This is a genomic window from Thioclava arctica, from assembly GCF_040892615.1.
Classification (GTDB): Bacteria; Pseudomonadota; Alphaproteobacteria; order Rhodobacterales; family Rhodobacteraceae; genus Thioclava; species Thioclava arctica.
In genome coordinates this window covers 1-18,267 of the sequence record NZ_JBFRYC010000006.1, presented here as the reverse complement: position 1 = coordinate 18,267, position 18,267 = coordinate 1, and the positions used below count along the sequence as shown (strand labels likewise).

At 56.7% G+C, this 18,267-nt stretch carries 18 protein-coding genes and 1 tRNA gene; 14 read left to right on the top strand and 5 right to left on the bottom strand.

The window, feature by feature from the left end; genetic code table 11:
- Positions 1-3: 3 nt before the first annotated feature.
- Both AB4874_RS11265 and AB4874_RS11260 read right to left on the bottom strand, forming a co-directional pair.
- Positions 4-966, bottom strand: coding sequence for a TDT family transporter (locus AB4874_RS11265; RefSeq protein WP_368392063.1), 963 nt, complete (start codon positions 964-966; stop codon positions 4-6).
- Positions 967-1,075: 109 nt separating this feature from the next.
- Positions 1,076-1,984 carry a GNAT family N-acetyltransferase gene (locus tag AB4874_RS11260; RefSeq protein WP_368392062.1) on the bottom strand — a complete coding sequence of 303 codons (909 nt, stop codon included), beginning with the start codon at positions 1,982-1,984 and terminating at the stop codon, positions 1,076-1,078.
- Between the two features lie 70 nt (positions 1,985-2,054).
- Here AB4874_RS11260 and AB4874_RS11255 point away from each other — a divergent pair, with 70 nt between their 5' ends.
- The 8 genes from AB4874_RS11255 to AB4874_RS11220 all read left to right on the top strand — a co-directional run bounded on the left by AB4874_RS11255 (position 2,055) and on the right by AB4874_RS11220 (position 9,021).
- Complete coding sequence (locus AB4874_RS11255) at positions 2,055-2,180, top strand: hypothetical protein (RefSeq protein WP_368392061.1); 126 nt, start codon at positions 2,055-2,057, stop codon at positions 2,178-2,180.
- 176 nt (positions 2,181-2,356) lie between these two features.
- Positions 2,357-3,481, top strand: a complete 1,125-nt coding sequence (locus AB4874_RS11250; protein ID WP_368392060.1) for an OmpP1/FadL family transporter — start codon at positions 2,357-2,359, stop codon at positions 3,479-3,481.
- Positions 3,482-3,592: 111 nt separating this feature from the next.
- Complete coding sequence (locus AB4874_RS11245; protein WP_368392059.1) at positions 3,593-4,525, top strand: DMT family transporter; 933 nt, start codon at positions 3,593-3,595, stop codon at positions 4,523-4,525.
- Positions 4,526-4,585: 60 nt separating this feature from the next.
- Positions 4,586-5,440 carry an ATPase gene (locus tag AB4874_RS11240; RefSeq protein ID WP_368392058.1) on the top strand — a complete coding sequence of 285 codons (855 nt, stop codon included), beginning with the start codon at positions 4,586-4,588 and terminating at the stop codon, positions 5,438-5,440.
- 52 nt (positions 5,441-5,492) lie between these two features.
- Positions 5,493-6,413, top strand: coding sequence for a homoserine O-succinyltransferase (locus tag AB4874_RS11235; RefSeq protein WP_368392057.1), 921 nt, complete (start codon positions 5,493-5,495; stop codon positions 6,411-6,413).
- Positions 6,388-7,347, top strand: coding sequence for an alpha/beta fold hydrolase (locus tag AB4874_RS11230; RefSeq protein ID WP_368392056.1), 960 nt, complete (start codon positions 6,388-6,390; stop codon positions 7,345-7,347). Before AB4874_RS11235 ends, AB4874_RS11230 begins: the two co-directional genes overlap by 26 nt.
- Positions 7,348-7,520: 173 nt before the next feature.
- On the top strand, positions 7,521-8,417 hold the full coding sequence (ppk2, locus tag AB4874_RS11225; protein ID WP_368392055.1) for a polyphosphate kinase 2: 897 nt from the start codon (positions 7,521-7,523) through the stop codon (positions 8,415-8,417).
- Entirely contained in the window at positions 8,410-9,021 is a 612-nt protein-coding gene (locus tag AB4874_RS11220) for a TetR/AcrR family transcriptional regulator (RefSeq protein ID WP_368392054.1), read from the top strand. The genes ppk2 and AB4874_RS11220 overlap by 8 nt, the downstream gene beginning before the upstream one ends.
- A 61-nt stretch (positions 9,022-9,082) precedes the next feature.
- Here AB4874_RS11220 and AB4874_RS11215 read toward each other — a convergent pair whose 3' ends face one another.
- On the bottom strand, positions 9,083-9,673 hold the full coding sequence (locus AB4874_RS11215) for an outer membrane protein (RefSeq protein ID WP_368392053.1): 591 nt from the start codon (positions 9,671-9,673) through the stop codon (positions 9,083-9,085).
- Between the two features lie 260 nt (positions 9,674-9,933).
- Here AB4874_RS11215 and AB4874_RS11210 point away from each other — a divergent pair, with 260 nt between their 5' ends.
- The 4 genes from AB4874_RS11210 (at position 9,934) to AB4874_RS11195 (ending at position 13,679) form a co-directional block, all read left to right on the top strand.
- Positions 9,934-10,680 carry an SDR family NAD(P)-dependent oxidoreductase gene (locus AB4874_RS11210; RefSeq protein WP_368392052.1) on the top strand — a complete coding sequence of 249 codons (747 nt, stop codon included), beginning with the start codon at positions 9,934-9,936 and terminating at the stop codon, positions 10,678-10,680.
- A 108-nt stretch (positions 10,681-10,788) separates the two neighbouring features.
- Positions 10,789-10,878 (top strand) — tRNA-Ser (locus tag AB4874_RS11205).
- An 84-nt stretch (positions 10,879-10,962) separates the two neighbouring features.
- Positions 10,963-12,345, top strand: a complete 1,383-nt coding sequence (locus tag AB4874_RS11200; protein ID WP_368392051.1) for a DUF6538 domain-containing protein — start codon at positions 10,963-10,965, stop codon at positions 12,343-12,345.
- Positions 12,346-12,653: 308 nt separating this feature from the next.
- Positions 12,654-13,679 (top strand): AAA family ATPase, encoded by a 1,026-nt coding sequence (locus AB4874_RS11195; RefSeq protein ID WP_368392050.1) that lies wholly within the window; start codon positions 12,654-12,656, stop codon positions 13,677-13,679.
- A gap of 390 nt (positions 13,680-14,069) precedes the next feature.
- On the opposite strand, the gene AB4874_RS11190 is transcribed toward AB4874_RS11195, so the two are convergent.
- Positions 14,070-15,380 carry a ParB N-terminal domain-containing protein gene (locus AB4874_RS11190; protein ID WP_368392049.1) on the bottom strand — a complete coding sequence of 437 codons (1,311 nt, stop codon included), beginning with the start codon at positions 15,378-15,380 and terminating at the stop codon, positions 14,070-14,072.
- A gap of 425 nt (positions 15,381-15,805) precedes the next feature.
- Between AB4874_RS11190 and AB4874_RS11185 the strand changes: the two genes are divergently transcribed.
- Together AB4874_RS11185 and AB4874_RS11180 are read left to right on the top strand one after the other, a co-directional pair.
- Complete coding sequence (locus AB4874_RS11185) at positions 15,806-16,354, top strand: recombinase family protein (RefSeq protein WP_368392048.1); 549 nt, start codon at positions 15,806-15,808, stop codon at positions 16,352-16,354.
- A gap of 305 nt (positions 16,355-16,659) precedes the next feature.
- Entirely contained in the window at positions 16,660-17,064 is a 405-nt protein-coding gene (locus tag AB4874_RS11180) for a hypothetical protein (RefSeq protein WP_368392047.1), read from the top strand.
- 581 nt (positions 17,065-17,645) lie between these two features.
- Here AB4874_RS11180 and AB4874_RS11175 read toward each other — a convergent pair.
- Positions 17,646-18,227, bottom strand: coding sequence for a M48 family metallopeptidase (locus AB4874_RS11175; protein ID WP_368392199.1), 582 nt, complete (start codon positions 18,225-18,227; stop codon positions 17,646-17,648).
- Positions 18,228-18,267: the final 40 nt, after the last annotated feature.

Genomic DNA, 18,267 nt, shown 5'->3' with positions numbered 1-18,267 from the left:
GCGCTAGGCAATCGCGGCGTTGGTCTTGAGCGCAAGCTGCCCCTTCATCCAAAGCTGGATCACCTTGATCGCGATCGGGATAATAATGATCGTGTCCAGCACCAAAAGCAACGCGCCCGGCAGGGCCCAAGCGCCCCCAACGGCCAGCCAGCACCCTGCCGTCGCGGCAAGCGGAAAGGTGAGCGCGCCCCAAAGCGGCGTAAAGCCCGAGGCCAACAGCCAGCGCGAAGATACCACCAGCCCTGCCAGATAGACGGCGCACAGCAATGCCATCGCCTGCGCGATACCCTCGGCATGAAACCCTGCCCCTGCCGTGCCAAGCAGCGCCGCCGGGGCCAAATGGATCGCCAGCAAGGGCCGCAACGGGGCCGGCACGCTTTCGCGCGAAAACTGCTGTAGCGAGACCACCCAGATGCTGACCGCGGAAAGCAGCGAAATCCAGAACAGCACGACCGCCACAAAATCCAGTTTCAAAATTTGCGCAGCCACCGCGCCCACGATCCAGCCCGAAAAGATCAACTGCCACACCGGAGTGACACGGCGCTGCTCGGCTGGGCTGCGCAACAAATCCCAGATGACCACCAAGGTGAAGACCAGATGCAGCGCGATCACGCCCCAAAACACGGCAACCGCCACCGCCAAATAAGGCGACAACGCTGCGGCCACAAAATAAAGCGACAGCACGATTGCTGCGAGGCCCGCGCGCCCTGGCAAAACGCGCAAATCTTCGCGCAGCACGCCGGGTCGGCGCAGGAATTTCACAAAATAGCCGACAAAGGCAAACAGCGTGAGCAAGGTCACCGCCCCCAAGAACGCCTCGGCCAAAGCGGGCGGCAAGGCGAATTGATCCACGCCGCGCCGCCATGCGATCCCCAGCCCCATCAAGCCCAGAATGGGTGGGAATGCGGCCGGTGGCGTGCGTCGGAACAAGCCCTTGGGCGTTATCTTGGCGGGGGCGATTGTCATTCTTGGGCCTCTCTCGGCATGTCTGTCTCTTCCTGAAATCGGGCGTTGCGGAGCAAAATGACCGATTTCAACGCCAGGGCAAAGCGCTAGCGCGTTCTTTTGGCGAAATTTAGGCAAGCGACCCTGAATTTGGGACAACCCAATACGTCGCACCCAAGGCCTGCGGCTGTGCCCCGGTGCCAAGTTTGAAATGCATCCGGCCCGCCCCTTCCTCTGAGTTCATATCCCCCAGATCGAACCGGGTAACGCCTTGATCGCGCAACCAAAGAGCCGCCTGCCACAGGCCGACATTATGCGCCCCGACGCGTCGCCCCTGCGCTCCGCTCCAGCCGATATGATAGCTCGCGCCCGCGCCGTGGCGCAAAACAATCACCCCCGCAAGCCGCAGCCCGGCGTCGTCCTCAATGCGCCACGCGCGCAGGTCCGCGCGCGCCTGCGCCGCCCATGCCCGCGTGAACCCCGCAGGCAACGCCCGGTAGCCGCGCGCCGTTTGTTGGGCCTGATCGGCGCGCAAGATCCAGTCAATGTCGTGCTCAACATGCAGGCGCAACCCGGCACGCTCTGCCCCTGCCAATCGATTGCGCCATTTCCCCGCCAGCCCCGCGCGCAACTCCTGAGGCGTTCGATCAAGCGACCAGATCGCGTGATGGCGCGCCGAGATCAACGGGATCAGGCCAAACCCCGACATGTCTGCACCCGGCGTGGCAATCACGACCCCGACCCGGCGCGCCAAGGCACGCAAAGCGGCGCGCTGGATATCGGGCGCAACACCGGGCGCAAAGACCGGGCCGCGCGATATCAGCCACAGGCGCTTGCGCGCGATCAACTGCACCAGCCCGATACACACCCCGGCTGCGCGTATCTCGATCTGCGCGACCTGACGCCCCAGCGCGCGCACCACCGCCCCATAGGTCGCCGATTGCTGCAACCCACCCGCGCCCGGTCCCGCAAGCGCCTCAATCGCGCTTTGCCAATCGGGCCCCGCAAAGGGGTGCAAGGTAATCTTTCGCGTGCTCATGCCCCCGTTAAGACAGGATTCACCTAACGATGGCTTAATAGGCCCTGCCCCCAGCGCGAAAAGGAAAGCGATGCGCCACAAACCCCATATTCCGGCCCCTCGCCTGACCCTTTGGGCCACTGTTTTGATTGCGACCGCCTTGGGCACGTTCTGGTTGATCGCGCTGGCTGCGGCCCGATTCTTCGGGATTTTCTAAACTTGTCAGTTCGAAAGGTGACGTAGACGTCAAAAAGCGTGGCCTGCACGCCACAAACTGCGCGGCAGCATGATATTTGGACGTAGCGTCAGCTATCAAGCCGAATTGATCTACGCCATCTGGATGATAGGATTTTAGTTAGGGAACCAAGACATACGTTAGGGAAGAGGAACATCATGAAACGTGTTATGACGACGGCTGCGGTCGTGGCGCTGAGCGCCGGGATGGCACAGGCTGGCGGCGTGGAGCGGTCCACGCAATCGACCGGCATTCTGTTTGAAAAAGGTAATTACGCAGAATTCAACATCGGTGGGTTCAACCCCGATGTGTCGGGTAGCTTTTCGTTGAATGGGTCGTCGTCAGGCGATATGGCGCCGGGATATGGCACCTATAGCCTTGGCTATAAGCAGGCGCTGAGCGACAAAATCGACGTCGCAATCGTTCTTGATCAACCGATCGGTGCGAATGTTGGGTATCCGACCGGTACTGGCTATCCGCTGGCAGGATCAACTGCGACAATCAGTTCAAATGCTATCACCGGTCTTGTTCGCTACAAACTGCCGCAGAACTTTTCGGTTTATGGCGGCCTGCGCATCGAACAGGCCAAGGGCGAAGCATACTTGCCCGCGGTAAATGTTCCGGCCTTTGGCGGCGCTTATTCGCTCAAAACCTCGAACGAAACCGATGTCGGTTACGTCATCGGTGTTGCATGGGAAAAGCCAGAGATTGCCGCACGCGTGGCTTTGACTTACAACTCCAAGATCGACCACAAGTTCACGTCGACGGAATGGGGCACGGATCCCACTCTGCTTGGCGCAAGCACCAATCAGTTCACGACGACGGTGCCCGAGTCGATCAATCTCGAATTCCAGACCGGCATCGCCAAAGACACGCTACTGATGGGGTCGGTGCGTTGGGTGCATTGGACGCAGTTCAACATCACCCCCCCGGCTTACAACGAGGTCGCCGGTCTAGGCGCCCTAGTGGATTATAACAACAACTCAACCTCTTGGACCCTCGGCGTCGGCCGTCGCTTCAACGATCAGTGGTCGGGCGCGGTCATGTTTGGCTATGAGAAAACCCAGCCAGGCACCACCGGCAACCTCGGCCCGACAGATGGCTACAAGTCGGTCTCGCTGGCCGCGAGCTATCAGGCAACCGATAATATCAAGATCACCGGCGGCCTTCGCTATGTTGATATTGGGGATGCTAAAACCAACCCGATCGTTGCTGGCACAGGCGGCGACTTCTCCGGCAACTCCGGTTGGGGTGCGGGCGTGCGCGTTGGGATCAACTTCTGATCCTCGCCTGATCTGAGATAGACCTTGAAAAGCCCCGCCCTTAACGCGGGGCTTTTCTTTGTTGCAACTTCCGGGTGGCGCGCGCCGCGATTGCGCCCTATCGCTTGGCACATGAAACACCACCCCGCCCCCACCCCGATTTCGCTCTCCCCGCTCGTTTGGGCCTTGCTGGCCGCGCTTGCGCTGATCTGGGGCTCATCGTTCCTGTCCAACCGTGCAGCCCTCGCGGGGGCGGATGTGTTCACCGTGGTGTTCATTCGCGTCTCCATTGGTGCGGTTCTGCTTTGGTTGTGGGTGGCGTTTCGCGCCATCCCGGTGGGGCGCGATGCGCGCATGATCGTACATTTCGCGGTGATGGGTCTGCTCAATAACGCCATTCCCTTCACGCTGATCGTTTGGGGGCAGAAACATATCGATAGCGGCCTGGCGTCGATCCTGAACGCCTCGACCGCGATATTCGGGGCGCTGATCGCGGCCTTGGTGTTTCGCGATGAACGTCTGAGCGCGCGCAAGGCGCTTGGCATTGCGATCGGTTTCGCCGGGGTCATCGTGGCGATTGGGCCCGGCGCACTTGGCGGGTTTGATCTGACCTCGGCGGGCCAGATCGCCATTCTGGGCGCGGCCACCAGCTATGGCTTTGCGGGCGCTTATGCGCGCTTTGCGACCCGCAAGATGCGCCCCGAGGTCGCCGCGGCAGGCATGCTGACAGGCGGGGCGCTTTGGACCTTGCCGCTGATGTTGGTGTTTGAGGGCGTGCCGCAGCTGGATTTTGCGCCCTCGGTCTGGGCGGCGATGATCTGGCTGGCGGTGGGCTGCTCGGCGTTGGCCTATCTGCTCTATTACCGCATTCTGGCGCTGGCTGGCGCGGCTAATCTGGCGCTGGTGACGCTGCTGATCCCGCCGGTGGCGATCGTCGCGGGCTGGGCAGTCTACGGCGAGCGACTGGGCTGGGCGGAGATGCTGGGCTTCATCCTGCTTGCAATCGGCCTTGCCATCCTCAACGCCAAACCCGCGCAACGCCCGCCTGCCCCCAAAACTCCGTGACGCGCCCGCCTGCGCACGCTAAGGAAGGGCAAAGACACGGACGGGTATGAGGGGCCGGGCATGATCTATTCCAATCGCCACGAGTGGCTGGCGGCCAAAGACAAACGCGTGCTGTTATTTGGCATGTCGGGCTTGGGCAAGACTTGGGCTGCAGATTTGCTGCGCGATGCGGGCTGGTTTCACTACTCGGTCGATTACCGGATCGGCACGCGCTATATGGGCGAGCGGATCGCGGATAATTTCAAACGCGAAGCGATGAAAAACCCGTTTCTAGCAGAGCTTTTGCGCACGGATTCGGTCTATATCGCCTCCAACATCACCTTTGATAATCTTGCGCCGCTCTCGACCTATCTGGGCAAACCGGGCGATCCGACCAAGGGTGGCCTGCCCTTCGAGGACTACATGTATCGCCAAAGCGAGCATCGCGAGGCCGAGAAATTCGCCCTGCTCGACACCGCGCATTTCATCCATCGCGCGCAAGATATTTACGGGATCGAAAATTTCGTCTGCGACAGTGGCGGCTCGATCTGCGAGGTGGTCGAGCCCGACGACCCGAACGATCCGATCTTGCATGCGTTGTCGCAAAACCTGCTGCTGGTCTGGATCGAAGGGTCAGACGCGCATACCGCCGAACTGGTGGAGCGGTTCGATCGCGCCCCCAAACCGATGTATTATCAGCCCGCGTTTCTGGCCAGCAAATGGGCCGAATATCGCGCGCTCAAGGGCGTGGCCGAGGACAAGGTCGACCCCGATGACTTCGTGCGCTGGACCTATGCGCAGGCCCTCGCGCATCGCCAGCCGCGCTATGCGGCGATGGCACGAAATTGGGGCGTGAAAATTCGTGCGCAAGATCTATATCGTGTGCGCGACGCCAAAGGGTTTGCCGCCCTGATCGCGGATGCGCTGCCAGAGTGATCCGAAACGGGCCGCAATCCGTAGCAACTTAAAACGATAAGAGACTGAAAAAATGCCTATCACGCTCCCAGAAAATCTCCCCGCCTTTGACGTTTTGTCGCGGGAAGGCGTGATGGTGATGTCGCCCACGCGCGCACAGTCCCAGGAAATTCGACCGATCCGGATTGGCTTGCTCAATCTGATGCCGAAGAAAATCCAGACCGAGAACCAGTTCGCCCGGCTGATCGGCGCGACGCCGTTGCAGATCGACTTTCAGTTGATCAAGATGTCCGATCACGTCACGCGCAACACCGCCGCCGAGCATATGGAGGAATTCTACCGCTCCTTCGGCGAGGTCGCGGCGACGGGCGAGAAATTCGACGGGCTGATCATCACCGGCGCGCCCATTGAACAAATCCCCTTTGAGGAGGTCGATTACTGGAGCGAATTGCAACAGGTCTTCGAATGGACGCAAAGCCATGTGTTTTCCACCTTCGGCGTGTGCTGGGGCGGCATGGCGATGGCGCATCATTTCCAAGGCGTCGCGAAACATCCGCTTGATCACAAGGCCTTTGGCTGTTTTCGCCATCGCAACTGCGCGCCCGCCTCGCCTTACTTGCGCGGCTTTTCGGACGATCTGCTGATCCCGGTTAGCCGCTGGACCGAGATGAAGCGCTCCGAGTTGGAAGCGGCGGGCATGCTTACGCTGCTGCATTCCGACGACACTGGCCCCTGCCTCGTCGAAGACCGCGCCCATCGCGCGCTCTATGTCTTCAACCATCTGGAATATGACAGCACCACGCTGAAGGAAGAATATGACCGCGATGTTGAATCCGGGAAACCAATCAACGTGCCGGCGAATTACTACCCCCAGAACGACCCGAGCCAGACGCCCACGAACCGCTGGAAAAGCCACGCCCACCTGCTTTACGGCAACTGGATAAACGAGATCTATCAGGGGACTCCGTATGACATGGCTGAGATTGGTCTCTAGTGCGATCCTTGTGACGCTCGTGCTGAGCGGGGCCACTTGGGGCCTGGATATTTGGCGCGCGCGCACCGCCGAGGCGCGCTATCCGCCTGATGGCGAATTCGTCACTGTGGGCGGGCGGCGCGTGCATATGGTGATACTGGGCGATCAAGGCCCGGATCTGGTGCTGATCCATGGAGCGTCGGGCTCGGCGCGGGATTTGACCTTTGCCTTGGCGCCTGAACTGGCCAAGCGCTACCGGGTTTTCGTGCCAGATCGTCCCGGATTTGGCTGGTCCGATCCGCTTCCTGCCGATCACGACACGATCTTTGATCAGGCGGAGCTGCTGCAACAGGCCAGTTACGCGGCCGGGGCGCGCAAACCGATCGTGCTGGGGCATTCCTATGGCGGGGCGGTGGCGATTGCCTGGGCGGTCACCCTGCCCGATACACTGTCCGGCCTTGTGCCGGTCTCGTCCCCCTCGCAAATGTGGTCCACGCCGCTGCCGATGCTCTATCAAATCACGGCCCCGCCCTTGGGTCAGGCGCTTGCCGTGCCGCTGATTTCTGCCTGGACGCCCCCTGCGGTGCTGACCTCGGAGGTCGAGGCGGTCTTTGCGCCCCAAGAGATGCCACAAGGCTATGCGCGCTGGTTTGGCCCCGGCATGACCCTGCGCGAGGGCACGATGCGCGTGAACGCACGCCAGCGCGCCGAGTTAAAGGCCCAAATCAAACGGATGATCCCCGATTACGCCGATCTGAAATTGCCCGTCGTGTCGGTGCATGGCGATGCCGACACGATTGTGGGCGAGAAAATCCACGCCATCCCCTTTACCCGTGAGGTGCCTGGTGCCGAGTTGATCTCGCTGCCCGGTATCGGCCATATGACGCCCCAAGTCGCAACCGATCAGGTGATTGCCGCGGTCGACCGGGTCGAGGCGCGCGCCACACGACGCTAGCGCGCCAGACAGAGTGCCTCCGGCGGGAGTATTTGGCGCTAGATGAAAGCAAAGACCGCGCCCATTTCTTGCGTTCGACAGACGCGAAGCGCGGCCTATGGCCCTGCGCGCACCTCCTGTGTCTTGCACCGGTCCCAGCCGCGCCCCATACTGCGCCAAACGAGGAGGCTGACATGGCCAAGGACAAGCCCAAAGATCCGCTCGACATCCCCTTTGTCGGCGAGATTACAGACTATCTGCGCAACGAGGCCCCAGAGGCTGTACGCAAAGCGATCGAACAGGCCGGCAAAGATGATATTCTTGCAAAGTCATATCCTTACAAGGAAGAGTTAAAGCGAAAAGACTATGATCGCCAGATGGAGGCCTTGCAGGTCGAACTGGTCAAAATGCTTTGGGATATGAAAGAGACCGGCAAGCGATTGGCGGTGGTGTTTGAGGGGCGCGACGCGGCGGGAAAAGGCGGCACGATCGGACGTTTGCGCCAGAACCTCAATCCGCGCTCGGCCTATGTGGTGGCGCTGCCCAAGCCCACCGAGACCGAAGCGACGCAATGGTATTTTCAGCGCTATGTCGACTGGCTGCCCGCCGCCGGAGAAATCGCGATGTTTGACCGCTCGTGGTACAATCGCGGTGTGGTGGAGCATGTTTTTGGCTTTTGCACCCCGCAACAACGCATGCACTTCTTCGCGCAACTCCCTGATTTTGAAAAGATGTTGGTTGATGACGGGATCATTCTCGTTAAGCTGTGGCTGAATGTGGATCGCGCCGAACAGTTGCGCCGATTTCTGGCGCGCGAGGGTGATTTGCTCAAACAGTGGAAGCTGAGCTGGATCGACGTTGAGGGGCTGAAGCGCTGGGACGCCTATAGTGAGGCCATTCAGGACACGTTGGAGCGTTCCGATACCAAGCACGCGCCGTGGACGGTGATCCGCTCGGACGACAAAAAACGCGCCCGTATCGCGGCAATCCAGACCATTCTGGACGCGGTAGATTACGCGAAGAAAGACCCGCAAGCGATTGGTAAGGTTGATACATCTATCTGCGGCGGCATCGATATACTGAATGTCTAAGCAAGGGTATCACCACGGCAATTTGCGTCAGGCGCTGGTGGCATCGGCGCTGGCGCTGATCGAGGAAAAAGGCCCGACCGGCTTTACCCTGTCTGAGGCGGCCAAACGCGCAGGCGTCACCCCCGCAGCCGTCTATCGCCACTTCGAGGGGCGCGAAGACCTGATCGTGGAATGCGCGCGCCAAGGCTATCTGATTTTCGGCGATGTACTGGAAAATGCGTGGAACGATGGCAAACCCACGGCGCTGGCGGCGTTTTCAGCCACCGGGCGGGCTTATCTTGCTTTTGCGCGCCAATATCCCGGTCACTACATGGCGATGTTTGAAAGCGGCATCTCCCCCAATCGCTCGACGGAGTTGTCAAAGGTCGCTGAGCGCGCGGATCGCGTGATGGAGCGCGCCACCGAGGCCTTGATGGCGCATTTGCCCCGCGATCGCCGCCCTCCTGTGGCGATGGTTTCGGCCCATATCTGGGCGATGAGCCATGGCGTGGTGGAGCTATATGCCCGCGAGGGCAACCGCGCGCCCTATGCCCCCGAGGACCTGCTGGAAAGTGGGATCGGAGTGTATCTGCGCGGACTGGGCCTGATCCGTCCCGATTATTGATATGCAAAAGGGGCGCAGGCCATAGCCCACGCCCCCAATTTTGCGCGTTGCGACAGATCGCTTAGAACTGGAACGAGGTCGACAGCGACACGGTGGTCAGGCTCAGATCCTGATTGGTGCCGTCAAAGTTGTTCCCTTTGCGATAATCAATCGCACCACCCACGGTCATGTTCGGACGTACTTGGTAGCGCACGCCCAGCGTGGCCATCGGAACCGTATCGCTGGCCGAAATACCGCCTGCGAGATCACCCTTGATATGCGAAGCACCAAGGCCACCGTAGAACAGGAAGTTGTCCTGTTTCACGCCGCCGATCAGTTTGAGATCGGTGAAGTTGTCGATCTTGCTGTTGTTCGCGGTGTCTTTGAGATCGGCACCGGAATATGCCAGCTCGGCGCCAGCAACATATTTGCCAAAGTCATACAAATAGCCGCCATGAAGACCGCCGGTGACACCGGTCGCTTTCACGCCGTCATCCGCATTGCCATATCCCAATTGCGCACCAGCATAGAAGCCGGTCCAATCTGCGGTCGGCATCACCGGTGCGGGGGCCGCCATCACAACGGGTGCGGCTGCGGGGGCGGTGTAGCCGCCGGCGAATGCCGCGCCACCGATAACTGCAAGGACGCTCGAGCTCATAAGAATGCGTTTCATTTTTCTCTCCTTTGAAGGGATGTATCCCCAACACTTGGCTTTCGGATAGATCCGTCTCGTTGATCTACTCGGATAGATCCGTTTCGCTGATCTACGCCTGTTTAAGTGTTCTACAATAGCTTTGGTTCCACGCCTCAGCGGGAACTTGCCAAGACGTGATCGGCCGCCGATTTCTGCGCCTGCACAATGATCTGACAAGGCTGGACAAAAGTGCCTTCTCCGCAGATTATTGAACATACGTTCATTTCGAGGAGGCTCACATGGAGTTGACAGACTTACGCGTTGTAGTGACCGGGGGCGCATCCGGTTTGGGCGCGGCAACGGCGCAATTCTTGGCGCAATCAGGTGCGCAGGTGGTAATTTTTGACCGTGATCTGGATGGGGCAAAGATTCATAGCGCGCAGATCGGGGCGCAGGCTGTCGCGGTGGATGTCACCTCCGAGCAAAGCGTGGCCGATGGAGTCGCCGCAGCCGTGCAGGCGATGGGCGGGATCGACGCGCTGGTGAATTGCGCAGGCATTGCGACGGGCGAACGCGTGGTCGGTCGTGAAGGCCCTCATCAGCTTGCCAGCTTTGAGCGCACGATCGACATCAACCTGATTGGCACCTTCAACGTGCTTCGTCTGGTCGCCGCCGAGATGGCAAAAAACGCAGGACCTGAGCGCGGCGTCATCGTCAATACCGCCTCGATCGCGGCCTTTGACGGCCAGAAAGGCCAAGCCGCCTATGCCGCCTCAAAGGCGGGCATTGCCGGCATGACCCTGCCGCTCGCACGCGATTTGGCCAGTCAGGCGGTGCGCGTCTGCGCCATCGCACCGGGGATATTTTCCACTCCGATGCTCAAAGGGCTGCCCTCAGAGGTCCAAGAAAGCCTCGCCGCAGAAGTCACATTTCCAAAGCGCCTCGGCGATCCCGTAGAATATGCACGGCTTGTCGGTTTCATCATTGAAAACGGCTACTTGAACGGCGAAGTGATCCGTTTGGACGGCGCCTTGCGGATGCGCTGAGCCAGGCATTTCCGCGCGCGTCCCGCTTAGTTTTCGAATTGTACGAAAAACGGGTTGCAAGGGCGCGCGCGGACCGCTAAATCCGCCCCACAGGAAGACCCCTGACGCGGAGAGGTGGCAGAGTGGTCGAATGCGGCGGTCTCGAAAACCGTTGTCGGTGAGAGCCGACCCAGGGTTCGAATCCCTGTCTCTCCGCCACATAAACCCCCTTATTATATATGATTTCAATGGGTTAGGTGTCGTTTCGGCGTTGTCGCAGGTAACACAAGAGGTTACACAGCGATGATTGTCCTGTTTGAATCGGGGTCCTTTAGGCTCATGTGCAAGCACCTACAGTTAAAGGGAAAGACCTATTATTATCGGCGTAGAGTGCCGAGCGATGTCCGTAAGCTGCACAAAGCTCCGAATACCCGCAAAACTCCCGCACAATTGTTCTTCAGCTTGAAAACTTCAGACAAGGCCGAAGCTTGTCGCCGGGCAGATTCACACACTCGTAGGCTTGATGCTCTTTGGAAGGCATACAGGGAGCGCCATGAGACCGAAGGCAATGCTCAGCTTGCACTGGCAACCCTAGAAGCAGCTAGTCTCAAACCTGGTCATGCAAAGCTCCAGCCAGATGATCCCACCATCGACAACTTTCTTAGCTACTACCTCCCTTCCCATGAGCCCTACGAGCCCCGTCCAACTTTGACAGCCCAGGAGCAGCTTACTGTAGATATTCTGTATGGTGAGAAGATCCCGCGTACGCTTTCCGACGCCAAGGAACTGCACTTTGAGTTAGGGAAAGGGCCGAAGAATCGCGTGGGTGAGCAGCAATTTGATCGTGCTTGGAATTTGCTCTTGGAGATCACGGGCGACATCACACTCGACAATCTCAACCGAGAGCATGCCAGGGAATTCGTTCGTCGTCTGGTCGACAATGGCGTTGGGCCTGAGACGGTGAAGCGGTACCTGTCGCAAGTCCGGCCAGTCATCAGGACGGGCATTCAAGAATTTGAACTCTCGATGACAAACCCCTTCGATGGGTTAACAATTCCCAACAGGGATGAGGGGCCAAGAAAGCCTCGAGACACCTACAGCATGGCTGAGTTGGACGTTATCCAAGAGAAGTGTCGGCAAACGGATGACCAAAGGCGCTGGGCTATCGCGATGCTTTCGGACACAGGCGCAAGGCTTGCTGAGGTTATAGGTCTGAAGAAGGGCGATGTCTTCCTAGATGCGGCATTACCATATATCTACATCCGCCCCAATGAACTCCGTGGTCTGAAAACCAAAGGCTCTGAGCGGAAAGTTCCTCTTGTCGGAGAGGCCCTTTGGGCAGCCAAACGAGCTATGGAAACCAAGGGGGATTTCCTTTTTCCCTGCTTCCAGCCCAAGGACACCAGTAAACCCTTCAATTCTGGCACAGCTTCCTCAGCACTCAACAAATGGCTGAAGGACAACAACCTTGCGAAACCAGGGCAAGGGCTTCACAGCTTCCGTCATACGCTGAGAGATCGGCTTCGGGACGTTGAAACGCCCTCGGATCTTTCCAATCGTATCGGAGGATGGACGAATGACGGCGTTGGCGAGAGCTACGGCCAGGGCCACAGCCTTGAGACAATGCAACGCTACATGCTGAAGATAGTCAGGCCAAAAGATCAGCTTGCTGAGAGCGGCTCCTAGCGTTGCTTAAGTCATCAGGGTTTCTCTGATGCCACCAATCGCAATCAAGACATTAAGAACGACCCGCATTTAAGCGGTCGATAAGAGCAGCGTTCGTTTCGTCTCTCATGGAAGGGCTTAAGCCGATCTATGCGTATACAGATGGGCAGAGCCAGCTTGTTGCAGCAAACGTCCTGACTAGAAGGAAGCATCCCGCTGCCTTCACACGCTGAGCCCTAGTTACATGATGTTAGGACCAGACGCTTCACCCCTTCCGGTGAGGTGTTTTTAGGCGTGTTGGAAATCCAAAATTTATAGGAAAGACAATAATGTCGACAGATAACCTATCGAAACTAAAGACCTATACCGCTGAGGAATTGCTGGCCACGAGATTCCGACCGAGGGAGCCCGTGATTGAGCCGTGGCTGCGTACCGAAGAAACAGCCGTTATCTGGGCACCCTCAGGGGTAGGCAAAACGCTACTGTGCTTAAGCTTAGCCTTGGCCGTTGCTGGGGGTGGAACTGTGGCCGACTGGACAGCCCCCAAAGCTCGCAAAGTTCTCTACATTGACGGAGAGATGAACCAACAAGACATCCGAGATCGGATCGAAATGCTCGTGAGTAGCGGGGCCGTGGAACTTCCCGACCCTAAGATTGCCCTCCGCAATCTCGAGATCATCGCAAGGCAGGCTCAAGAGGTCGGGACAGAGTTCTTCGACATCACTGAAGAGGAAACACAGAATGGCATTCTGAAGAGGGCAAGGGCTGGAGACGTGGAACTGATCATACTAGACAATTTCACGACACTGTCAGACTCGCTAGAGGACGAGAATGCGTCGTCGGAGTTCAAGCGGGTCCAAGACTTCTTCCTTCAGATGAAGCGGGCTGGAATTGCCACGATATTGGTTCATCACGCTAATAAGGGAGGCAAGGGCATGAGAGGATCAACGGCCCTTGAAACCACTTTCGAAGTCATCCTGGGACTTCAGCGCCCTAAGGTGGTGGCACCAGGAGAAGCCTGCTTTCATACCAATTTCACCAAGTTTCGGGGCAAGGGAGATCATCGCTTAGAATCACGCAAGTGGACGCTTGGAGATAAAGGCTGGGAAGTCTCTGATAGTGAGCCGGATAATCCCGAAGAAGATCCTGTGTATATCGCCTTGAAGACACTTGATTTCGTCAATCAAAACGAAATCGCTGAAAAGCTAGGGATAAATAAAGGAACTGTTTCAAGGCGGCTTAGCAAGCTCAAAGAGCAAGGGGTTCTCAAGGACAGGGAAGTAGATGAGGCCTTCCAGAGCGCTAAGAAGCTTCGTGATGAGAAGCTATATGCCGATGTTGACGAAGAGTTTTGAACAAGCTCCAAGCATGTCATCAGAATGACGGAACAAGTGACTTGGAGGGCTTAATGGCCCTTCAAATAAACAAATAGGGGTATTCGGAAGAGACTTCGTCTTCCTCATAGGATCATAGGGACGCAACAGCATTGTTGCAGCGTTGATTTCCTTAAGCGCAACGCAACATGCAACGTTCCAGGGCCTGAAGCTTTAAGACAGCTTGGCTGGCGGTCCTTCTCTGAAATCCTTGCAAACGGCAGCAATGCGCAGATAGCGGGCTTTGCAAATTCGTGGTCGTGGCAAGTGCTATGAGGTGCGAACGGCCCAAACCGGCTATTAGCTTAGACTACCGACTGCTGCATTGCGGCCAGTCGCTGCCGACATTCGCCGTACTTACGACAGCCTATGTCAACCCTTTAGGCACGCGACAATAAAATCTGCCATTGTGTCCCATAGAGCCTCTAGATGCTTAGCTGATGGAGCAAAATTAGGGGAATGGACATATCGATTCAGAGTGTCTGCTGACACCAACTGATCTAATTGGGAGAATTTCTTGGTCGCTAAATGCTGCTTCTTGTCGATTTTCCGTTGGTCAAAAAGCTCGCTCCCTATTTTTTCAACTCGCTTCGCCAGTTTATCGTTTTGATGAATAGCAACTCCATGTGTTTCAGCATAGTGCTCGATAGCGAGCTCAAGCAATACGCGCAAAAGCACCGAAACTGCGTTGGGATGCTTTTCGGTGTTGAGATGAAACTGGAGTTCCTCCCAGATAGCGTGATGCCGTTGCTGCTTTCCCATCCAAAGAATTCCGAAGTCCTTCTGTGGTATGAGCGTCGTTCGCTTCGACGGGGCAGGCTTCGGTTTAGGTTGGGGCTTGGGTTTTGGAGATGGTGGCCGAGGTTCGTCGGGCTCATGTTTTTTGTCCATCAAGTCCGTGTCATTGGGTAGGACGCCTTCTGCTTCGAGCCTTTCGACATACGCAAGTTTACCTGCGTTGTCCCAGATGTCGCCAAGAACCATGCGCCCATTGGAAAAGTCGTCTGCCAGCCTTTCGAATGCTCTAAGAACGACTTCTGGCTTATGCGTATAGCTGAAAGTCTTCTTCTTTACGCTAAATCCAATCCGGTTTCGGATGATTTCCGCCGAAAGAAATCTGTTTAGGTTCGAGCGCGGTATCTTCTTTTCTGGGAGTAAGCCCGCCTCGCGTAGTCTGTTTTCAATTTCGTCAGCTATGTTGAACCCCACGGCCTTTCCCGACCTAGCCACGAAGTTGTCTTTCATGCGGTCGTCCCAGTTCGACTGCCCGACGCCGTTCAAGGTGCCTGTATGTCTACGATAGAGGATATTGTCGATGTGATCGCGGTCCTCTTCGACTTGGCAGAGAACCTTCTCTGGAAATGGACCAGTCCACCCGTCACGTAACTTGGTGAAGTACTGTTGAAGCTCCAACGTCGGAGCACGAGCCGATTTTTCAAGCACCTTCAAACAGGTTACCCGCCGGTTTCCGTCGAATACCACGAATTTTCCGTTCTCTGGCGCCACAAGCGGTGGTTCAAAAATCTTGCTCTCAGCGACGATGTCCTTGGCAAGATTTTTCATATGCGTCTCACGAGTGTTGAACAGCCATGAAATAGCCGCTGTCTCGTTTTCCAACTCGCCGTGACGATCATTGGCTCGATTTACTAGCAGATCACTTATGCTAATTTCTTTTAAAATCATGCTGTTCTCTTTTCCGCCGAGCGTGATCCTAGATACGGATGTAGTCAACCCTTGATTACGGCGTGGCTACGGTACGCTTTGCGAAACTTTTTATTTGTGCGCTAACCGCAGTGCTTTTGCGCTGGGCAGCCTGAGCCAAGTGGCTCTTCTAGAAAGCTGAGGCTCAGTCAAATCATCATAATAATAACAGCAATAAATCCCCCTTTTTTGAAGTCGCTTCTTCTTCCCCCCCACCCCCTTCAGATCTCATCCGAAAATCTTAAGCCTCTTGCTCGGAACCCTTCCATCTCTCCGCCACTAGGGCTTGCCCATATGTCAGGGACAGAATGTGGAGCTTTTGCCTGCCAGTGGAGTTGGTTTTGGCTTTTGGCAGACAGCCCGCCTCAACTCCTAAGATTCTATTGGCAGACATAGGAGGCGTCGACATGCTGATCGGATACGCACGGACATCGACCCTGGAGCAAATGGCAGGACTCGAAGCCCAGACGAAGGCTTTGAATCAAGTCGGCTGCGAAAGGTTATTTGAAGAACAGGTGAGCTCTGTGGCTGTCAGGGAAGAATTGAACAGGGCTCTGAGCTTCGCCCGCGAAGGGGATACCATAGTCGTCACCAAGCTTGACCGTCTTGCCCGTTCGGTGAGGCACCTAGGAGAGATCGTAGAAGACCTCGAAGCAAGGGGGATAGGCTTGAGGATAATCGACCTGGGCTTGGATACTTCGACGGCGACCGGAAAGCTCATGCTTAACGTCCTCGGCTCTGTCGCACAGTTCGAACGAGAAATGATGCTGGAACGTCAGCGGGACGGTATTGCTAAGGCAAAGGCCGAAGGCAAATACACGGGCCGGAAGCCTGTCGCGATGATGAAACGCCAGGACGCTCAGCGCCTAGCTTCGGAAGGCATGAGCAAACGAGCCATCGCTGAGGCTCTAGGTGTCTCAGAGCGGTCTGTTTATCGGGCACTCAAGCCAGCCTGAGCTTAAAACCTCCAGCCCAAGAACTGAAAAGCTCGTTAACCGAGTATGTTTGTAGAACAACACACACCAAGATCGCATTGATGAAAATTACTAAGTCAAATCCCTTTTGCGTGATTTCTCACATTTCCTCCGCTAGGTGCTCGCGGAAGCGTGATGGTTAGTGTTTTTACTAGAGTAGGCGATAAATCATGTGACATAACAATCACATAGAAGGCAGCCACATAATCGCGTGACGTGCCGAGAGGATTGAAAGTTTATCAAGCGATAAAGTTTATGCGAGCATCATTACGGGAAGGGAGATAATGATGCGTTCTAAACTTATTGCTCTTGGGCTTATTGCAGGCACAGCCATTTCAGGGTGTGCGAAAAAGTCTGAGGATATTGCACCTCAGTATATTTCACCTATGCAATATCAATCCTACTCGTGCAGTCAGATTGCTGCCGAGGCACAACGGGTCACGAACCAAGCCGCGAATGTGAGCGGCGTTCAAGATAAAAAGGCAAGCAATGACGCTGTTGCGACGGGCGTTGCGCTCGTTCTCTTCTGGCCAGCAGCGTTCTTCATCCACGGTAACGGCGAGAATGCGGGTGAGCTTGGTCGCTTGAAGGGTGAACTTGACGCGCTTGAGCAGGCTAGCATCCAGAAGAAATGCGGTATCGAATTTAGAAGAACCGCAACACCTGCCACCACGACGCAAGCAACGAAGTAAGTAGACAAGGCCCGTGGCGTGGGAAGATTGTAGGCTTCGGCTTATGCGCGCCACGGGCTTTTTTATCTTGAGCCGTTCGAGCAAACATCGGCCCTATTCGTCCCGTGATCTTTCAATCTCAAAGCTGGTGGAGGCGGAAAACTGGCAAGGAATTAAATTTGAGAGTCGAATGCTTTTAGAGAAGAGAGGCTTCCCTCAAGAGGTTACACAAAATGGCCCCTAAGGAAGCACAGGGGAAAATTGGCCCTTGTAACTGTCTGATATATATTTAAAAATTGACGCAGTTGAAACTGTCCTGCGCCCTGTCTCTCCGCCACTCGCCCTCGCGAAATTGTTCTCCCGATCCGGCTTCGGCCGGATTTTTCCGTTGTTTTCGAGGGTTATGCACGAGGAGCTGTTCACCGGCCCCGGTGCGAAGAGGGCCCAAAGCGTTCTCTACGGGCTGATATTCTCCGGACCTGTTGACTGCGCTGATTTAGTGAAGTTCCACAAGTGGATTATATTATTATCATTTTCCGGTCACATGGTTTCATTTGGACAGCGGTCTCGTTTGATTCAGCGGCGACTAGCGTCGGAATTTCTCAGGCCATTATCCTCTCTAGGCGTTGCTTCCGGCGCTCCCAATCCGGCATCACCCGGTCCAGCAGGTCAAAGAAAGCAGTGCCGTGGTGCGGCTCAGCGCTGTGGCAAAGCTCGTGGGTGATGACATAGTCGATGGCGTCAACCGGGGCCTCGACGAGACGGCGGTTCAGCAAGAGACGGTGCGCCGGCGACATTGACCCCCAGCGTTGTTTCATCTGGCGGATGATCATCCCTTTCGGCCGGAATGCTTCGGGCTCCGGGAAACGTTGCAGACTTTGTTCGACCTGCTCTGCGAACTTGACTTGGGCTCGGTTGCGGTACCAGCCCTCAACCAGCTCGCGAGTAATGTCAGTTCGGTTCGGTCGAAGTGTCTCAACCACGATATAGCCGCGAATGAGCTTTACGCTTTCTCGCACATTCGGGAGGTCTTTCAGTCGATACTGTCGGCCAAGATAGAGATGCGTTTCGCCCGCTATGTAACTTCGTTCTGGGGTGCGCGGGGCTCTGTTGCACAAATCCGGTAGGGATTCATGTCGTGAATCCAGTGTGGTAGCTGATGGGCATGAGCAAACCGACAGCACCGACCTACAAGACAACGAATTGGACTGCCTATAATGAGGC

Excerpts from the sequence above, each read along its gene's own strand:
- AB4874_RS11220 (WP_368392054.1), top strand. The coding sequence starts at position 8,410 with ATGTCTAAGCAAGGGTATCACCACGGCAATTTGCGTCAGGCGCTGGTG.
- AB4874_RS11240 (WP_368392058.1), top strand. The coding sequence starts at position 4,586 with ATGATCTATTCCAATCGCCACGAGTGGCTGGCGGCCAAAGACAAACGC.
- AB4874_RS11265 (WP_368392063.1), bottom strand. The coding sequence starts at position 966 with ATGACAATCGCCCCCGCCAAGATAACGCCCAAGGGCTTGTTCCGACGC.
- AB4874_RS11210 (WP_368392052.1), top strand. The coding sequence starts at position 9,934 with ATGGAGTTGACAGACTTACGCGTTGTAGTGACCGGGGGCGCATCCGGT.
- AB4874_RS11200 (WP_368392051.1), top strand. The coding sequence starts at position 10,963 with ATGATTGTCCTGTTTGAATCGGGGTCCTTTAGGCTCATGTGCAAGCAC.
- AB4874_RS11255 (WP_368392061.1), top strand. The coding sequence starts at position 2,055 with ATGCGCCACAAACCCCATATTCCGGCCCCTCGCCTGACCCTTTGGGCC.
- AB4874_RS11215 (WP_368392053.1), bottom strand. The coding sequence starts at position 9,673 with ATGAAACGCATTCTTATGAGCTCGAGCGTCCTTGCAGTTATCGGTGGC.
- AB4874_RS11245 (WP_368392059.1), top strand. The coding sequence starts at position 3,593 with ATGAAACACCACCCCGCCCCCACCCCGATTTCGCTCTCCCCGCTCGTT.
- AB4874_RS11190 (WP_368392049.1), bottom strand. The coding sequence starts at position 15,380 with ATGATTTTAAAAGAAATTAGCATAAGTGATCTGCTAGTAAATCGAGCC.
- AB4874_RS11180 (WP_368392047.1), top strand. The coding sequence starts at position 16,660 with ATGCGTTCTAAACTTATTGCTCTTGGGCTTATTGCAGGCACAGCCATT.
- AB4874_RS11250 (WP_368392060.1), top strand. The coding sequence starts at position 2,357 with ATGAAACGTGTTATGACGACGGCTGCGGTCGTGGCGCTGAGCGCCGGG.
- AB4874_RS11230 (WP_368392056.1), top strand. The coding sequence starts at position 6,388 with ATGACATGGCTGAGATTGGTCTCTAGTGCGATCCTTGTGACGCTCGTG.
- AB4874_RS11185 (WP_368392048.1), top strand. The coding sequence starts at position 15,806 with ATGCTGATCGGATACGCACGGACATCGACCCTGGAGCAAATGGCAGGA.
- ppk2 (WP_368392055.1), top strand. The coding sequence starts at position 7,521 with ATGGCCAAGGACAAGCCCAAAGATCCGCTCGACATCCCCTTTGTCGGC.
- AB4874_RS11195 (WP_368392050.1), top strand. The coding sequence starts at position 12,654 with ATGTCGACAGATAACCTATCGAAACTAAAGACCTATACCGCTGAGGAA.
- AB4874_RS11260 (WP_368392062.1), bottom strand. The coding sequence starts at position 1,984 with ATGAGCACGCGAAAGATTACCTTGCACCCCTTTGCGGGGCCCGATTGG.
- AB4874_RS11235 (WP_368392057.1), top strand. The coding sequence starts at position 5,493 with ATGCCTATCACGCTCCCAGAAAATCTCCCCGCCTTTGACGTTTTGTCG.